We start from the raw sequence: 16,498 nt of genomic DNA on the forward strand, positions 1-16,498 counted from the left end.
CGCCAACTACTTCAGGGCTGCCGGATATGACCCGGATTGAACAGGATCTGCTCTAGCAGTCGAGCATAAACCAAAGGCAAACACGTATGGTTGTGTTCTAATTAAATCGCTGAAATCCCTGCGCGACATGCTTAAAGGCGTGCCAGCCTCGCTCGGCGGTAGGCATCGGGAATGGACAGGGCCCAGATGAAAAGTCCGCCGGCGTGCCGGCCAATGAAGGATTGATCTGATGTCGTCGTCATGAAGGTGAGGATGGAAAAGAGCATGACAAAGAGGACGAAGGTCAGCCCGCGGCGCGGCTCTCCTATCGCCACGTGACCCGCGCCTGGCAACACGATGGCCGGTGCGAGAACAAGATATGGATTGGGCCCTTTTTCCATCGCACAGTCCTTAAATAGCATCGACGGCTGCGCGTTGCGCAGCGTTGGCGGCAAGCGAACGGAGTTCCAATGCCATATCCAGCGTTCAACGAGATCCGCGCCACGGGCGCCATCGCGGTGTTGATTACCGATATCAGTGCGGCCGAAAGCGCAAAGGCTGCCGACCACGTCATTCGATGCCGCTGCCATTCGCTGGCGGCATTCAACTCCTTCACCGCGGCTGCGACGATGATCGACTATATCTCCTGGACCGTCGCGGCGCGGCTGGGCGAGCTCAGCGTCGAGCGCTTCCGCATGATCGACCGGATGGTCGAACTGATCGACGATGTCGCCACGCCCAATCCACCCGCGGCGGATCAGAGGAATTCGCCCTGACATCAGAGGCGAAAGCGCCTGACAAAAACGGCCAGCCGAGGCACCGGTGAAAAAACCAGCACGTTTCCAACCAGAACGGCGCAGAGCCCGAGAGCCGCCAATGGGCCGAGCTGATAATTTTCGAAAAACATCGAAATCGTCAGGGCAACGATCGGAAAGAGCACAGTCATGTAAGCGGCTTTGGCTGCTCCCAGCCGGTTAACGACGGTGAGATAGGTGGTAAACCCGATCACGGAGCCGAAAGTCGCGAGATAAAGGAGAGAGCCGACATAAGACGCTGAAGGATCGAAGGTAAATTCGACGCCCCGAATGGCGGCGAATGCCGAGACGATGCCCGCGCCATAGAGCATTCCGTATGCGTTTACCGAAACCACCGACAGTCCGTGCTTCCTGTTGCGCACGGACACAAGGTTGCCGACCGAAAAGAACCATGTCCCGAGAAGGGCAAGCGTCACACCGATCGCCACGTTGTTGTCGAACGCGGCGGCGGTGGCCTCATTCCAAAAAAGGCAGCCAATGCCGGCAACACCGAAGGCGGCGCCGACGAGAATGCGCGCCGACGGCCTCTGGCCAAATGCGACCATGCCATTGGCAAGATTGAAGATTGTCGCCGCTGAGAAGATTACCGAAACAATGCCGCTCGGCACCAGGGTTTCGGCGATATAGAAGCACAGAAAATTACAGGAAAACAGACAGATCGACTGCAGGAACACGTAGGGGTGATGACGCAAGGGAATGGGCTGAAGCCTCTTCGTAACCGTCAGGCCGACAAATAGCATCACGCCGGCGAGGGCGAAGCGGTAGGCGATCGACGCTTCAATCGGAACGACGCCAAGCTGGTTCTTGATGGCGATCCAGGTGGTGCCCCAGATCAGGACGGTTAAAGCATAGCAGAGGCCGGTCATGGTCTTTCACTCCGTCAACGACGATGGGAGGATGGATACCGAGCCGAACAGCCACGTCTATGTCGCAGACTGTAGAGGCATTGTATATTCTTGGGTTTTTTACCTTTGGTCCTATTGATCAGCTGCGCCGTCCCCTTCAAACTCGTGAGACGAGGCCCCGATGGATCATGGAACAGCAACACCGTCTGACAGTTAAAGAAGCGCTCTCAAGATCCGGCGCATGCCTTCAGCGCTCCGGCTCGGTTGACCGGGGACTGTCGCTTGCGGAGTGGACCAACAGCGCAGGACAAGCGTTCTATGAGCGCCCCGATCATCACACGCTGAGCATCTATCTCGACGGCGGCGAAAGGGTCATCCGTGAGGACAAGCGGCTAGCGGGCGGAGCACCAGGCAAGCTTTGCCTATTGCCGGCCGAACACAAAAGCCAATGGCATATCGGCGGGCCGTTGAGGATGTTTCATCTTTACGTTGATCCCGAGCTCCTCGCTTATGAAGCGCTGACATCGTTTGACATCGACCCCAGACATATCGATCTGATGGATCTGACGTTTTGCGATGACCCGGCGATGGCGATGATTGTCCGGGGAGGGGTTTTGCCTCTGAACTGGCAAGAAAAGAGCGACCGTATCGCCCTTGATGCGGTTTGTAAGCTCCTCATTCATCGGATCCTGAAATCGCACAATCGGCAGGCGCGGCAAGAGGCGGTGCGCGGCGGGCTTTCACCCTCCGTGCGTCGCCGTACTGCTGATTACATCGACGCCAACCTCGACCAGGCGCTGACGCTTGATCGGCTGGCGCGGGAAGCCGGTCTGAGCACCTTCCATTTTGCCAAGATGTTTCGCGTCAGCTTCGGAATGCCTCCACATCGCTACGTGGCGGTGCGACGCATCGAGCAGGCAACGAGGCTCCTTCGCGACCGCGAAAACGGCCTTGCAGCCGTTGCCTCCGCCTGCGGCTTCGGTTCACAAAGCCATTTTTCCAAAGCTTTTAAAGCTGCTACCGGTGTGCCGCCAGGGGAGTGGCGAAGCCTGCAGTGAAAGCCGCCGGCCACAGCGCTATCGGATTAGCCTGCGCGATCGGCGCTGTCGTTCCGACGTGCGGAACTGGAGCCTCTGCCGACAGCGCAGACCGTTCACATCAGAAACAAGCCGGCCGCGCCCGCAAGTGTCGCTATGCCGGTGGTGATCGCCAGTCGAACCGCATAACCGATGCTTCCCGCCGTTGCCGCAAGACCGGTTTTCGCCAGAAGATTGGCGAAGGCGGCAACCGCTATCGCATGCGCGGCCGCGTCCGCAGGCACGGTCTGCGACGACAGCTTGGCGATGGAGAGGGTTATCGCATCGAGATCGCCGAGCCCCGTGATGAAAGCGACCGCGACGAGCGACTGGTCTCCAAAGACTGCCAAAGTTGCCCGCGCCACGATGGTCACGACGGCAAGCAGAAGCGCAAAGCGGATGACGACCATCACTTCCAGCGGATTTCTCGGTGAAAAATCGGAACCGCCATCGGAGCGCCGCGACAATCCGGCGAGGCCGCCGCCCAAGGCAAGGATCGCGGCAGCCGGGCCGAGCGATGCCGCAAGCTCCTTGAGTATATCAGGCGCGATGACGCCGCAGATCAAAAGCACCCGGCTGAGGGATACGGCTCCCGCCAGCATCGCTCCGGCCGAAAGCAGCGGCGAGAGGGCGGGCGTCTGCGTCGACTGGCGGGCGAAGGAAAGCGTCAGCGCCGTCGACGAGACGATACCGCCGCAGGCCCCGGTCAGCAATATTCCGGCCTTGGCGTCGCTGAGCCTGATCATGACGTAACCGGCGAATGAAACTGCACCGATCAGGATTGTCATCATCCAAAGCTCGAAAGGGTTGATCGTCTGCCAGGGATCGACCGCCTCGTCGGGAAGAATCGGAAGAATGACGACCGTCATCGTCAGCAGGATCAGCGCGGCCCGTAATTCGAGCCAGGTCAGTTTCCGGAGAAATCCATGCAGCGGCTCCCGCGCCGCCAGAAGCGCGGTGATCGCGACGGCACTCGCCGCAGTCGCCGTCATATCCGCAACGACAGCGGCGAAGCCGAGCGCAAAGACCGTTATCGCGGCGATGGTGCCGGTCGCGCTGTAATCTTTCTCCCGTGCTGCCTGCATGCCGCTGAAGACGAGCACCGTGATACAGAAGAACACGAAGATGGCCGTCGGCAGGATCGGTCCGGTGACCGGCTGCAGAAAACCGCAAAAGCCGCCGAGGAAGCTCGACAGGCCATAGGTGCGGATGCCCGCCACTCTCTTGCCCGGCGCAGCCTGGCGTTCGCGCCATCCGCGCTCGATCCCAACGAGGATGCCGATCGCGAGCGCCAGGCTGAGACGTTGGAATGCGTCCGTCATCACCAATGAAGTCATCATCCGAAGATCCAGACATTGTCAGCCAGCCCGCCTTCGCGGGAACTTCTGCCAATATGCCACGACGACGGTGTATTCCGCTCTGCTTGTTTCTGAAATCCAACCATGGCCATGCGGCCCGATCATTGCGACGGATCAAAGTTGGCTGCGTCCTCTCGATGCGAGCCGGGATGCTTCTCGTTGAGCCATGCCAACGCGCGATACAGGACAGGTGTTAGCGGGGCGGATATCGGGCCTCGATGGGCTGTCCGAATTCCGCATCGTCTGGCGGCGTGACGTGCTGGTGAAACGGCGCGGCCGAGACCAATCCATCTGCAGGAGATCGCCGGCGCGCGATGGACAGGCCCAGCCATGGCGCTTCGAGGGGGAAAGGCCGCATATCGCCATCAGCTGAGCACAGAGATATCAGCCCTGGAAGACCGTCGAAATCCGGTGCGCGCATACAAGGGAGCTCAGATTTGGATCTCGCTCTTCCGAGCGGCTGATGCCGCTTAGCTCTGGCTCTGGCTTTGCATCTGGCCGCCATCCTCGACCTTCACGGTCACCGACAGCGTTTCTCCCGGCGTGCCGATGCGCATGCCCGAGATCGGCGCGGCGTCGCGGTAGCAGAGGCCGGAGGCGACGCGGACATAACGCGTATCCGGGCAGATCTCGTTGGCGGGATCGAAACCGACCCAGCCGAGGCCGGGAATATGGGCTTCGGCCCAGGCATGGGTCGCCGCCTGCTCGACCTTTTCCGCCATCATCAGATAGCCCGAGACATAACGCGCCGGCACCTGCAGGGCGCGGGCGGCGGCAATGAAGATGTGGGCATGGTCCTGGCAGACGCCGCTCTTCTTTTCCAGCGCCTGTTCGGCCGTCGTCGCGGTGTTGCTGGTGCCGGGTTTATAATCGACCGTCTGGTGGATTGCTTCCATCAGCGCATGCATGCGGGCAAGGTCGTTATCGCCGGCGACCCCCTTGATCAGTTCCTTGACCAGCTTGCCGCCCTTGGTCAGCGGCGTTTCGCGCAGGAAGAGCCAAAGCGGGCAGAAGCCGGTATGCGGGCCGGTGACGCCGTTATTATCCGCCGTCTCGACCTCGCCTTCGGCCAGGATGCGCGTCAGGTGCTGCGCGCCTTCCAGCGAGACCAGGTTGACGTGATTGCCGTACTGGTCGTCATATTCCACCTCGGGTGTGGCGCCCTCGACATTCAGCGACCAGCCGAGCACCTTCTGGGCGGCTGATGTCGGCGGCGTCAGCCTGAGCCGCTGCAGCGAGAACTGCGCCGGCTCGTCGTAGCGGTATTCGGTGAGGTGGCTGATCTTCAGTCTCATGTTCTGATCCGCTTATACGTAGAACCGGTAGCCGTCGGAAATTTCCGCGCCGAGCTGGTTGTTGCGCGCGACGAAATCCTCCAGGAATTCGTGCAGGCCCTGATCCATGACGTCGCGGATCGCCCGCGTCTGCAGGGTTGTGCGGATCGCATCGGCGGTATCGTGGGCAGGCAGTCGCGCCTCGTAATCCTGGGCGAGGTAGCCGAGATTGCTGACAATCTTCTCGTAGCAATAGGCCAGCGAACGCGGCATCTGGACATTCAGCGTCAGGAAGTCGGCAATGTTCATTGCCCGGTATTCGCCGTCATAGGCCCAGCTGTAGGCGCGGTGCGCCGAGACCGAGCGCAGGATCGATTCCCACTGGACATTGTCGAGCGAGGAGCCGACCGCCGAGACCGAGGGCAGCAGCACGTAATATTTCACATCGAGGATGCGGCTGGTATTGTCGGCCCGCTCGATGAAGGTGCCGATGCGGGCAAAATTATAGAGCTCGTTGCGCAGCGTCGAGCCGTGGAAGGCGCCGCGGATGAGACCGGCGCGGCGCTTGATGACGTCGATCACCTCAGGCATCTCGGCCGCCTTGACGCGCTTTTCAAGCAGCGCCTTCAGCTCGATCCAGCATTCGTTGGTTGCTTCCCAGGTTTCCCGCGTCAGCGCGGTGCGCACCATGCGGGCGTTGTTGCGGCCGGACTCGATGCAGGACATGACACTCGACGGATTGGCCCGATCGCGCAGGAGATAGTCGATCGCATCGGCATTGGTCAGCTTCGCGTGACCTTCGTCATAGGCCTCACGCACGCCGGCACTTTGCAGCACCCCATCCCAGTTGTCGTCGCCGGCGCTGCTGCGGGTCAGCGACATGCGCAGCCCCGCATCGACCAGGCGGGCGATATTTTCGGCGCGCTCGATGTAACGGAACATCCAGTAAAGGCCGTTTGCAGTTCTTCCGAGCATCAGTCCTCCAATACCCAGGTGTCTTTGGTGCCGCCGCCCTGGCTGGAATTGACCACCAGCGAGCCCTGTTTCAAGGCCACGCGGGTGAGCCCGCCCGGAATGATCTGAACCTTGTCGGACACGAGCACATAGGGGCGCAGGTCGACATGGCGCGGCGCAATGCCCTTGTTGACGAGGATCGGCACGGTGGAGAGCGACAGCGTCGGCTGGGCGATATAATTGTTCGGCTTGGCCTTCAGCTTCTCGGCGAAATCGGCACGCTCTTTCTTCGAGGCCGTCGGTCCCACAAGCATGCCGTAGCCGCCGGAACCGTGCACTTCCTTGACAACCAGCTCTTCCAGGTGCTCCAGCACGTATTTCAGGCTTGATGCCTCCGAACAGCGCCAGGTCGGCACGTTTTCGAGCAGCGCCTTGCTGCCGGTGTAGAATTCGACGATCTCCGGCATGTAGGAATAGATCGCCTTGTCGTCGCAGATGCCGGTGCCGGGCGCGTTGGCGATGGTGATGTTGCCGGAACGGTAGACATCCATGATGCCGGGAATGCCGAGCGCCGAATCGGCCCGGAAGGTCAGCGGATCGAGGAAATCGTCGTCGACGCGGCGGTAGAGCACGTCGATCGCCTCGTAACCGCGGGTCGTCCGCATCTTCACCTTGCCGTCGATGACGCGCAGATCCGAGCCCTCGACCAGTTCAACACCCATCATGTCGGCGAGGAAGGAATGCTCATAATAGGCCGAATTGTAGATGCCGGGAGTGAGCACCGCGACGCGCGGCTTGCCGGTGCAGCCGGGAGGGGCGAGCGAAGCAAGACTCTGACGCAGCAGGTACGGATAGTCCTCGACGCGCTGCACCTTGTTCTCATGGAAGAGTTCCGGGAACATTTGCATCATGGTTTCCCGGTTTTCCAGCATGTAGCTGACGCCGGAAGGCGTGCGGGCATTATCTTCCAGCACGTAGAACTGGTCCTCGCCGGTGCGCACGATGTCGGTGCCGACGATATGGGTGTAGACGCCACCGGGCGGGCGGAAGCCGATCATCTCGGACAGAAAGGCGACATTGTTTTCGATCAGTTCGCGCGGAACGCGGCCGGCGCGGATGATCTCCTGCTTGTGGTAGATATCGTCCAGGAAGGCGTTGAGCGCGATCACCCGCTGCTCGATGCCCTGGGCAAGCTTTCGCCATTCACGGGCGGAGATGATGCGCGGAATGATGTCGAAGGGGATGAGCTTTTCGGAACTATCGGCATGGCCGTAGACCGCGAAGGTGATGCCGGTCTTCCGGAAGATATTTTCCGCATCGCGGGACTTGGCAATCAGATGCGACCGGTCTTGGCTGTTGTACCACTCAAAATATTTTTCATAAGGCGGGCGAGGACTTTCGTCCCCGGTAATCATTTCATCAAATGCCAAAGGTGCGGCTCCCCTTTTTTGTTCATTTGAATACAACGCAAATTGCAATGCAAGAACCATGCGCAGTTCGAGGAAAAGATTTTGCGTTGCGTGAAACAGCGGGAATTGGGGGATGGAAGCGAGGTGGCGGGTGGTTGTGCGCCAGGGACTGCGTAAAAAATGAGCAGATGATGACTTTTCGCTCGACCGATATGTGGAGCACAGCCTTCCCACTTGTTCCCTCATTTCTGTGCTCGTCACAGGAATCCAGCCGACGCGCGTCGGCGCAGCCAATGACTTCTACGGTGAAGTGAGTCTCCTGCGCCCAAGGACTTGGGCGCGCTGGATCCCTATGACGAGCACAGGGATGAGGGTGGGCGGGGATGCGTCGGCGATCCTTCTTGGCCATGGCATGGCGTCGAGCTGTCGATAGGCTCGTCCACCAAAAGTATCATCTTCAGCATGTCCGTCAGACCCAACCATCAGCGAAATTTCAAATAATCATCAACGCTTCGCCTTTGACTGTGACCGCCCGGTGCAGCTATCAGCACGGCGAACCCTTTTCTGCCGAGCTGCCTCATGTCCCTCGACCGCTTTGCCCCTGCCGTTTTCGTCCTGCTCTGGTCCACGGGCTGGGTGGTGGCGAAGTATGCGGCGCTGCATTCCGAGCCTTTCACCTTTCTTTCGATACGTTATGCGCTATCGGCCCTGGCATTCCTGGGCTTTTGCCTGGTGACCGGGGCGCAATGGCCGAAAAGCCGGGCGACGGCGCTGCGTGCGGTCTATTCCGGTTTCTTCCTGCATGGTTTCTATCTCGCCGGCCTCTGGTGGGCGATCGCCAATGGCGTGCCGGCCGGCATATCGGGCATTATCGCGGCGCTGCAGCCGCTGTTGACGGCGATGGCGGCTCCCTTTCTCGTCGGCGAGCGGTTGCAGCCGACCCAGAAGCTCGGTCTTGGCTTCGGCTTCATCGGCATTGCCATCGCCATTTCGCCGAAACTCCTCGATCCGGCGGCATCAGATCTCACCCATGCCGCGCTGCCGCTGGCGATCAACCTCATCGCCATGGGGTCCGTCACCTACGGCACGCTCTATCAGAAGAAACACCTGCAATCCGGTGACCTCAGGTCCATCGCGACGCTGCAATATGTCGGGGCGCTGCTTCTCACCCTGCCGCTTTCGCTGATCTTCGAGCATCAGCATTTCGATGGCACAACGCAGGCCTTTGCGGCGCTCGTCTGGTCGGTCTTCGGACTGTCCATGGGCGGCGTTGGACTGCTGCTTTATCTGATTCGCCGCGGTCAGGTCTCCCGCGCGGCCTCGCTGATCTATCTGATGCCGCCGGCCGTCGCTTTCGAAGCCTTCATCGCTTTCGGGGAACCGCTGACCGTGCCGTTGATCCTGGGCACAGCGATCGTGGTCGTCGGTGTCTATCTGACGAACCGCAAGGTCGTTCAGCAGGTACAGGCCAGAGCGTAGGCCGACGGCTGCCACATGCTTCAATGAAAAAAGGCCGGTTCGACCCGGCCTTTTTCCTTTGGTTCAATCAACGCTCAGGCGCGTTCGCGGCGCTGGCCGCCGCCATTGCGGGAGCCGGAGCCGCCGCGGCGGTTGCCGCCATTGCCCTCGCGGCGGGGTTCACCGCCCTGGGCCTGCTGCGGACCGCGGTCTTCGCCGTGCTTGCGGGCCGGGCGGCCGTGGGCGTGACGGCCGTTGCCGCGGTGATGACCGCTCGGCTCGCCATTGGCATGATGGCCATTGGGGCCGCCATGGGCAGGACGCTGCGGCTTTGCCGAGGGGCGGAAGTCGGAGGTCGAGACCAGATCGTTGTCGGGGCCGAGATTGGGGGTGGCTTCACCGCGGCGCTGGCCGCGGAAATCCTCGTTGCGGCTTGTGCGCTCGGGACGCGGACGGCGCTCCTGGCGGCTGCCGCGGTGCTCCGAGCGGTTCTGATCGCCACGGCCTTCGCCGCGACCCTGAGCTTCGCGACCCTGGCCGCCACCGCGGTTGCGGTTGTTGCCATTGCCGTTGCCGCGGCGGGGGCCGCTGCTGCTGATATTGGCCGGCGCTTCGCCGCTTGCGACTGCGATGTCGATACCCATCAGGCGCTCGATGTCACGCAGCAGCTTGGCTTCGTCGGGGGCGCAGAAGGCGATCGCGATGCCGTCGCGGCCGGCGCGCGCCGTGCGGCCGATGCGATGGACATAGGCGTCGGGCACTTCAGGCAGGTCGTAGTTGTAGACGTGGCTGACGGCCGGAATGTCGATGCCGCGGGCGGCAACGTCGGTGGCGATCAGGGTCTTGATGCTGCCGTCGCGGAAGGCCTTCAACGCCCGCTCGCGCTGGCCCTGGCTCTTGTTGCCGTGGATCGAGGCGACGGAATAGCCGATATTGTCGAGATGCTTCATCAGCTTCTCCGCACCGTGCTTGGTGCGCAGGAAGACGATGGCGCGGCCATCGGGGTTTTCGGTCAGCGACTTGCGCAGCAGTTCCGTCTTGTCGTTCTTGCCGGCGACGAAATGGACATACTGCTCGACCTTGTCGGCAGCCTTGCCTGGCGGCGTGACTTCGACCTTGACGGGATCGACGAGGTATTCGCCAGCGAGATCGGCAATCATCTTCGGCATGGTAGCCGAAAACAGCATGGTCTGGCGCTTCTTCGGCACCAGCTTGGCGATCTTGCGCAGATCGTGCACGAAGCCGAGATCGAGCATCTGGTCGGCCTCATCGAGCACGAGATAGCGCACGGTGGTCAGGGTGATGGCGCGGCGATTGACGAGGTCGAGCAGGCGGCCGGGGGTCGCGACCAGGACATCGGTGCCCTTTTCGAGCTGCAACTGCTGCTTGTTGATCGAGACGCCGCCGACGACGACGTTGACGCGCAGATGCGACTTGCGGATGAACTTCTTCAGGTTGTCGGCGATCTGGTTCACCAGTTCGCGGGTCGGCGCCAGGATCAGCGTCCGCGTCGTGCGGTTGTCGGGGCGGCGCTCGTCGGCGAGCAGCTTTTCAATGAGCGGCAGGCCGAAGGCGGCGGTCTTGCCGGTGCCGGTCTGGGCGAGGCCGATCAGGTCGCGGCCTTCGAGGAGGAGAGGGATGGCCTGTTCCTGGATCGGCGTCGGCGTTTCGATGCCGAGCTGGAACAAGGTGGCGACGATCGGCTTGGAGACACCAAGCGATTCAAAATTAGTCAAGGCAAAACCTTTCGGGGCGCCACAACGACTATCGCCGGAACGCACCATGCGATCCGGTTTCATTCTGGCGTCAAGAACCCCGCGTGAAGTGGGAACTTGTGAGTTGGAAAAAGCTTTCCAGCGCTTCTGGCCGCTGATGGGAGCGCGGCCTCTATCGAAATGCGCTTTTGTCCCTTCTTCCTGCGTCCGTATTTTCTAGCAGGGGCACGCTCACGCGGCGGCCGGAAGGGTGAAAGCTGGGCTGCATGTGGCCCAGTTCGCTGACAAAGTCAAGTGCAGTGCACAAAAAGCCTCAACCAGGGTCAGGCGACGGCATGACGAGAAGGAAGCTTTCCGATGCGATTTCCGCACCGTTGATGAGGATGGCGATGCGGTGTTCGCCGGGGTAGTAACGCCGGGTGGTGATCGGCCGCATGGCGTGGCGGCGTTCGATCGCCTGGCTTTGCCCGGGCGCAAGAGTAATCGTCTTAAGCTTGAAGACCTTGGGCGAGAGCGAGCCGTCGCTTTTCATGTGGTGGATGGCGTAGTCGATCATCAGCGATTGCGGGCTTTCGCCGGCATTGGTGACGTGGATCTCGAAATTCAGCCCTTCGCCGAATTTCACCTCCGCATTCCGGAGCCGCAGTTCGCATGCAAGCGACGCGGCCGCGCCAAAACCGAAATTGGCGAGCGCCTGCGCGTGGCCGTTCTTCAGAAGCGTGCGCGAGGCATGTTTCAGCAGCCGGCGGCGTTCTTCAGAAGCCGCCTCGATATGGCCGGCGATGAAGGCTGCGACCAGATCCGGATGATCCTTGGCGATGTCGTTCAGGCTGTTGGCGACGGAGCGGCGGACATAATCCTCCGGATCATCGATCAGTGCGGTCAGGATCGGCAGGATCGGCGCCGGGTCTTTCACAAGTTGCGGCAAGCGCATGGCCCAGGGCAGGCGCGGCCGCGTTCCCTCGCTCGCCAGCCGGCGCACATGCCGGTCGGGATCACTGAGCCAGCCGGAGATAATGGCAAGCGCCCGCTGCTGCTCGCGGTGAATGAAGGGACGGATGCCGTATTCGGCGGTGAAATGCGGCGTCAGCGCCTTCAGCAGATCGAGGCCGAGGTCGAAATGGTCGGGACCGCGGGCGGCGATGAACTGGTTGACCGGCAGCAGCATCCAGCCGGTCAGCCCCGGTCTGCCTGATGCAGGCAGGCTTGCCGTCAGGATGGCGGCGGCTTGCGGGAAATCTTCGGGAAGCGTGGCAAACAGCGCGTCGCGGATCAGGGCCGAGCGTTCCATCAGCTCCAGCGCGTCAAGACTGCGCGTTGCCAACGCCATGAAACGATCCCTGTCGAAGGCGGGCGCATGGGCGGCGATGCGATCGGCCATGTCGGCGACCAGCGCCTGATGCAATAGGTTTTTGAGCGGTTCCGGCATGCTGATCCTCCCTCAGTGGGAGGATTGGACCGGCGCCGCCGGGAGGTCAAGCGGCGCCGGATCGCGCTTTCAACTATTCGGGGCAGACTTTGACGCGGTAGGGGTTGCCCCAATCGTCGTGCCGCCATTCGAGGTGGCAGTAGGATGGCCGGTAATAGGTCCGGTAGACCGGATAGGGGCGATAATAGGGGTAGGCAGGGTAGGCGGGATAGGCCGGGCGGGCGGCCTCGGACAGCAGGGCGCCGCCGACGACGCCGGCGGCGAGGCCGCCCCAGAAGGCATCGCGTGGACGGGCATCGGCGGTGGTGGCGGTGGCGAGCGAGGCGCCGGCAAGGGTCAGCGCAATCAGGCCCGTCGCCATGGTCTTATGAAGAACGGACATGCTATTTTCCTTGATCTAGACTGGCTTCCATAAAGCCGTGTTCAGGCTCGGCCCGGATCGCGGCGGCGCGATGGCCGTGCAAGCCTCTGCAGCATTAAATTTTCGTCATGATTTCAATGGATCGCGGCGTGGGGCGGCGGCGGTCTGTCCTTGTCGTACAAGCCGGGCCGCCAATGTGAGGCAGGTTCAGTTGGTGGGCCGGCTTGTAAAAATCCCCCGCTGAAATTTATGGTTAAAACCTTGTTAAAAGCCTTGGCGTTATAGTCTTTGTAGTTGATATTTCATTCATTGCGGGAGCGACAATTTCTTGAAATCAGCCGGGGACATACTGGAATTGGCTTGCCGCCGGATCGCCGATCTGGACACCCCGGCCTATGTCAAGAACAGCGAACTGCGCTACGTCGCCGTCAACGAAGCCTATGCCGATTTCCTCGGCCACGAGATTTCCGATTTCATCGGCCGGCGCAGCCGCGAACTCTTCGACCGTCCCGAGGAAGAGGAGCGCGAAGACAAGGAGCGCCGGGCGCTGGTGTTCGGCACCGAGGAAAACGCCATCTGCTTCGATGCCGCGGGCCTCGGCCATGAGCGCATCCAGATCGAGAGTTTTTCGCCGTCGCCGGAGCGGGCCTATGTGCTCGGCATCTTCGAAGTGCGTGATCGCCGCGCCGTTGGCAGGGAGACCGGCGGCAGCCCTCGGACTGTAAACGATTCCGATCTCGCCCAGGTGCGCGAGGCGCTGGAAAAACTCGACCAGCCGATCGGCATCTTTGCAGAGGACGGTCGCCCGCTGGTCGTCAACGCCGCCTACCGCACCGGCGCAAAGCCGGATGCTCGCAGCGATAGGCGCTGGCACGAGAGCGTCAACGAAGGCGATCTGTTGCGCACCATCATGGAGGACCTGCCGGTCGCGGTTTTCGTGCGCGACGACAAACACCGCCTCGTCTATGCCAATCAATATTACGAGACCTTCGGGGGCTACGACCGCTCTCAGGTGCTGGGGATGACCGAGCACGAAATGTTCGGGCCGGAGGAGGGAGAGGCGATCTACCAGGAAAACCGCCTGGCGCTGGAAGACGGCCTGTCGAAGGAAATCGAAAGCCAGATGCCGGGCAAGGATGGCCGCATTCATCCGCTCATCTCGCGGGTCAACCGCGTCGTGACGCCGGATGGGCGCACCTATGTCGTCGGCTCCTTTTCCGATATCGCGCCGCTCAAGGAGCGGGAGAAGGCACTGATCGAGGCGAAGAAGCAGGAAGAAGCGCTGCATCGGGATATCGAGAGCATCCTGCGCTCGCTGCCCATCGGCGTGCTGATCCTCGATAACGACCACCGGATTCTCTCCGTCAACGACGAATTCTACAGCATCTGGGAGCTGCCGCTCGACGACCGCTTCGATGGCCGCCCCTTCATCGACGTCATTCGCCGCAATGACGAGCTCGGCCGCTACGACGGCACGCAGACGCCGGAAGAGATCTACGCCTTCCGCAAGCACCTGTTCGAGACCGATGAGCCGGAGCCGATCGAGCTCGGCTGGGCGGGCGGCAAATCCGTCATCTTCGACAGCCGCCGCATCTCCAACGACCGCATTCTGCTGACCTATGCCGACATCTCGGCGGTGCGCGAGCGGGAAAAGGAAATTCATGAGACCCGCGCCGCGCTGGAGCGGGTCGGCGAAATGATGCGCGATGCGACGCATGCGATGTCGCAGGGGCTTGCCATCGTCCAGGACGGCATCATCAAGATGTCCAACGAGGCGATGGCCGATATTCTGCAGATTCCGGCTTCCTACATCGAGGCCGGGCAGGGTTGGCTCGGCATGTTCGAATTCTGCGCGGCGCGCGGCGATTTCCACGATGCGGCGGACGAAATCCTGCAGGAATGGCGCGCCAATATCGCCGCCAGGCAGCCGATTTCCACCGTCTTCCATGTCGGCGGCGAGCGCTGGGTAAACATGGATGCGACCATCAGCGAGGGACAGCATTGGGTGGCGCTCTTCACCGATGTCACCGAGCTGAAGAGCCGTGAAGAGGAACTGCGCCAGCTCCTATCGCGCGCCGAAGCCGCCGACCGCGCCAAATCCGAATTCCTCGCCAATATGAGCCACGAGATCCGCACGCCGATGAACGGTGTGCTCGGGATGGCGGAGTTGCTTGCCAAGACCAATCTCGACACGCGCCAGAAGACCTTCGTCGACATCATCGTCAAATCCGGCAATGCACTGCTGACGATCATCAACGACATCCTCGACTTCTCGAAGATCGATGCCGGGCAGATGAAACTGCGCAGAGCCGCCTTCGACATCACCGAAGCGGTGGAGGATGTGGCCACACTCCTCTCCTCGCATGCCGCCGAGAAGAACATCGAGCTGCTGGTGCGGGCCGCTCCGGATCTGCCGGCCGCCGTGATCGGCGATGCCGGCCGTTTCCGCCAGATCGTCACCAATCTCGTCGGCAATGCCGTCAAGTTCACCGAGCGCGGCCATGTCTTCGTCGATGTCGGTTTCCAGGCGGCGGCCGGCGGCGAGATCATGGCGAGCATCCGCATCGAGGATACCGGAATCGGCATTCCGGCCGAAAAGCTCGCATCGGTCTTCGACAAGTTCTCGCAGGTCGACGCTTCCTCGACCCGGCGGCATGAGGGAACCGGTCTCGGGCTTGCGATCACCGCCGGCCTCGTCGATCTCTTCGGCGGCTATCTCAATGTCGAGAGCCAATGGGGCAGGGGCTCGGTCTTCACCGTCAACCTGCCGTTTGCGGTGGCGGCCGCCCGCCTGGAGCCGAAGCCGCTGCCGATCAACGTGCAGGGCGCCCGCATCCTCGTCGTCGACGACAATGAGGTGAACCGGCGCATCCTCACCGAGCAGCTGCAGCTCTGGGGCTTCGACGGCGTCGCTGCCGAGGGCGGCGGCACCGGGCTTGCGATCCTGGAGGCGGCGGCCGATCTCGGCGTCAGCGTCGATGCCGTCATACTCGACTATCACATGCCCGACATGAACGGTGCCGATGTCGCCCGCCGGCTGCGCGCCGATCGCCGCTTCGCCGAATTGCCGATCATCTTCCTGACGTCGATGGATATTTCGGGCACGGAAAAGGAATTCGCGGCGCTGAACGGCCACGCGCATCTGATGAAGCCGGCGCGCGCCAATGTGCTGCGCAACACGGTCGTCGAAGTGGTGCGCGCCAGCCGCGTCAAGCAGGCTTCGGAGGCCGAGATCGCCCGGTTGCAGGCTGCAGCGGCCGCGCCCGTTCCGGCGCCTGCGCCTGCGCCTGTGCCGCAGCAGCGGGCGGCCGAATTCGTCGATGTGCTCGTCGCCGAGGACAACGAGGTCAACCAGATCGTCTTCACGCAGATCCTGCAGGGAACCGGCCTTTCCTTCCTCGTCGTCGACAATGGCGAGGAGGCGGTCGCCGCCTGGGAGCGGCATACGCCGCGCATCATCATGATGGACGTGTCGATGCCGGTCATGAACGGCCATCAGGCGACCCAGACGATCCGCGAACGGGAAAAGGGGCGGGGCCACCGCGTGCCAATCATCGGCGTCACGGCCCACGCACTCGAAAGCGACCGCGAACTCTGCCTCGACGCCGGCATGGACGACTACATGTCGAAGCCGATCAGCCCGGAATTGCTGGAAGAGAAGATCCGGCAATGGCTCGGCAAGGACGAGGAGCAGCCGGGGCGTAGCAGCTACTGATCTTTGCGCAATTGGAAGCTGCCACCGGCTTTGGGATCCGATTTCTCGTGGATGTAAACCATTCGACCGCTGCTTCGGATGCCTCCACCTGATAAGAAACATCGGTGCAA

Annotated in this window: 13 protein-coding genes; 4 read left to right on the top strand and 9 right to left on the bottom strand. The window is 61.8% G+C overall.

Annotated elements, in window-relative coordinates; translation table 11 throughout:
- Window positions 1-131 precede the first annotated feature (131 nt).
- The gene (locus tag AF337_RS37245) at window positions 132-380 is read right to left on the bottom strand and encodes a hypothetical protein (RefSeq protein ID WP_049736282.1); all 249 of its coding nucleotides are present in this window, start codon (window positions 378-380) and stop codon (window positions 132-134) included.
- Between the two features lie 69 nt (window positions 381-449).
- On the opposite strand from AF337_RS37245, the gene AF337_RS37250 reads away from it, so the two are divergent.
- The gene (locus tag AF337_RS37250; RefSeq protein ID WP_049736068.1) at window positions 450-755 is read left to right on the top strand and encodes a MurR/RpiR family transcriptional regulator; all 306 of its coding nucleotides are present in this window, start codon (window positions 450-452) and stop codon (window positions 753-755) included.
- A gap of 2 nt (window positions 756-757) precedes the next feature.
- Here the strand turns inward: AF337_RS37250 and AF337_RS37255 are convergent, their stop codons facing one another.
- Window positions 758-1,660 (bottom strand): DMT family transporter, encoded by a 903-nt coding sequence (locus AF337_RS37255; protein WP_049736069.1) that lies wholly within the window; start codon window positions 1,658-1,660, stop codon window positions 758-760.
- A gap of 167 nt (window positions 1,661-1,827) precedes the next feature.
- Between AF337_RS37255 and AF337_RS37260 the strand changes: the two genes are divergently transcribed.
- On the top strand, window positions 1,828-2,697 hold the full coding sequence (locus tag AF337_RS37260) for a helix-turn-helix transcriptional regulator (protein WP_049736283.1): 870 nt from the start codon (window positions 1,828-1,830) through the stop codon (window positions 2,695-2,697).
- Between the two features lie 95 nt (window positions 2,698-2,792).
- On the opposite strand, the gene AF337_RS37265 is transcribed toward AF337_RS37260, so the two are convergent.
- The 4 genes from AF337_RS37265 to AF337_RS37280 all read right to left on the bottom strand — a co-directional run bounded on the left by AF337_RS37265 (window position 2,793) and on the right by AF337_RS37280 (window position 7,731).
- The gene (locus AF337_RS37265) at window positions 2,793-4,055 is read right to left on the bottom strand and encodes an MgtC/SapB family protein (protein WP_049736070.1); all 1,263 of its coding nucleotides are present in this window, start codon (window positions 4,053-4,055) and stop codon (window positions 2,793-2,795) included.
- Window positions 4,056-4,543: 488 nt separating this feature from the next.
- On the bottom strand, window positions 4,544-5,368 hold the full coding sequence (locus AF337_RS37270; RefSeq protein ID WP_049736071.1) for a transglutaminase family protein: 825 nt from the start codon (window positions 5,366-5,368) through the stop codon (window positions 4,544-4,546).
- A 12-nt stretch (window positions 5,369-5,380) separates the two neighbouring features.
- Window positions 5,381-6,322, bottom strand: coding sequence for an alpha-E domain-containing protein (locus AF337_RS37275; protein ID WP_049736072.1), 942 nt, complete (start codon window positions 6,320-6,322; stop codon window positions 5,381-5,383).
- Window positions 6,322-7,731, bottom strand: coding sequence for a circularly permuted type 2 ATP-grasp protein (locus tag AF337_RS37280; protein ID WP_049736073.1), 1,410 nt, complete (start codon window positions 7,729-7,731; stop codon window positions 6,322-6,324). The genes AF337_RS37275 and AF337_RS37280 overlap by 1 nt, the downstream gene beginning before the upstream one ends.
- Before the next feature lie 558 nt (window positions 7,732-8,289).
- Here AF337_RS37280 and AF337_RS37285 point away from each other — a divergent pair.
- The gene (locus tag AF337_RS37285) at window positions 8,290-9,189 is read left to right on the top strand and encodes a DMT family transporter (protein ID WP_049736074.1); all 900 of its coding nucleotides are present in this window, start codon (window positions 8,290-8,292) and stop codon (window positions 9,187-9,189) included.
- 74 nt (window positions 9,190-9,263) lie between these two features.
- On the opposite strand, the gene AF337_RS37290 is transcribed toward AF337_RS37285, so the two are convergent.
- From AF337_RS37290 to AF337_RS37300, 3 genes are all read right to left on the bottom strand, one after another.
- Window positions 9,264-10,952, bottom strand: a complete 1,689-nt coding sequence (locus AF337_RS37290) for a DEAD/DEAH box helicase (protein ID WP_049736075.1) — start codon at window positions 10,950-10,952, stop codon at window positions 9,264-9,266.
- 244 nt (window positions 10,953-11,196) lie between these two features.
- On the bottom strand, window positions 11,197-12,312 hold the full coding sequence (locus AF337_RS37295; protein WP_049736076.1) for a DNA alkylation repair protein: 1,116 nt from the start codon (window positions 12,310-12,312) through the stop codon (window positions 11,197-11,199).
- Between the two features lie 73 nt (window positions 12,313-12,385).
- Window positions 12,386-12,694 (bottom strand): hypothetical protein, encoded by a 309-nt coding sequence (locus AF337_RS37300; RefSeq protein ID WP_049736077.1) that lies wholly within the window; start codon window positions 12,692-12,694, stop codon window positions 12,386-12,388.
- 307 nt (window positions 12,695-13,001) lie between these two features.
- Here AF337_RS37300 and AF337_RS37305 point away from each other — a divergent pair, with 307 nt between their 5' ends.
- Window positions 13,002-16,388, top strand: coding sequence for a response regulator (locus tag AF337_RS37305; RefSeq protein ID WP_049736078.1), 3,387 nt, complete (start codon window positions 13,002-13,004; stop codon window positions 16,386-16,388).
- Window positions 16,389-16,498: the final 110 nt, after the last annotated feature.

This window comes from Rhizobium ecuadorense, from assembly GCF_001187535.1.
GTDB lineage: Bacteria > Pseudomonadota > Alphaproteobacteria > Rhizobiales > Rhizobiaceae > Rhizobium > Rhizobium ecuadorense.

Excerpts from the sequence above, each read along its gene's own strand:
- AF337_RS37260 (WP_049736283.1), top strand. The coding sequence starts at position 1,828 with ATGGAACAGCAACACCGTCTGACAGTTAAAGAAGCGCTCTCAAGATCC.
- AF337_RS37290 (WP_049736075.1), bottom strand. The coding sequence starts at position 10,952 with ATGGTGCGTTCCGGCGATAGTCGTTGTGGCGCCCCGAAAGGTTTTGCC.
- AF337_RS37275 (WP_049736072.1), bottom strand. The coding sequence starts at position 6,322 with ATGCTCGGAAGAACTGCAAACGGCCTTTACTGGATGTTCCGTTACATC.
- AF337_RS37295 (WP_049736076.1), bottom strand. The coding sequence starts at position 12,312 with ATGCCGGAACCGCTCAAAAACCTATTGCATCAGGCGCTGGTCGCCGAC.
- AF337_RS37265 (WP_049736070.1), bottom strand. The coding sequence starts at position 4,055 with ATGATGACTTCATTGGTGATGACGGACGCATTCCAACGTCTCAGCCTG.
- AF337_RS37245 (WP_049736282.1), bottom strand. The coding sequence starts at position 380 with ATGGAAAAAGGGCCCAATCCATATCTTGTTCTCGCACCGGCCATCGTG.
- AF337_RS37270 (WP_049736071.1), bottom strand. The coding sequence starts at position 5,368 with ATGAGACTGAAGATCAGCCACCTCACCGAATACCGCTACGACGAGCCG.
- AF337_RS37250 (WP_049736068.1), top strand. The coding sequence starts at position 450 with ATGCCATATCCAGCGTTCAACGAGATCCGCGCCACGGGCGCCATCGCG.
- AF337_RS37285 (WP_049736074.1), top strand. The coding sequence starts at position 8,290 with ATGTCCCTCGACCGCTTTGCCCCTGCCGTTTTCGTCCTGCTCTGGTCC.
- AF337_RS37255 (WP_049736069.1), bottom strand. The coding sequence starts at position 1,660 with ATGACCGGCCTCTGCTATGCTTTAACCGTCCTGATCTGGGGCACCACC.
- AF337_RS37300 (WP_049736077.1), bottom strand. The coding sequence starts at position 12,694 with ATGTCCGTTCTTCATAAGACCATGGCGACGGGCCTGATTGCGCTGACC.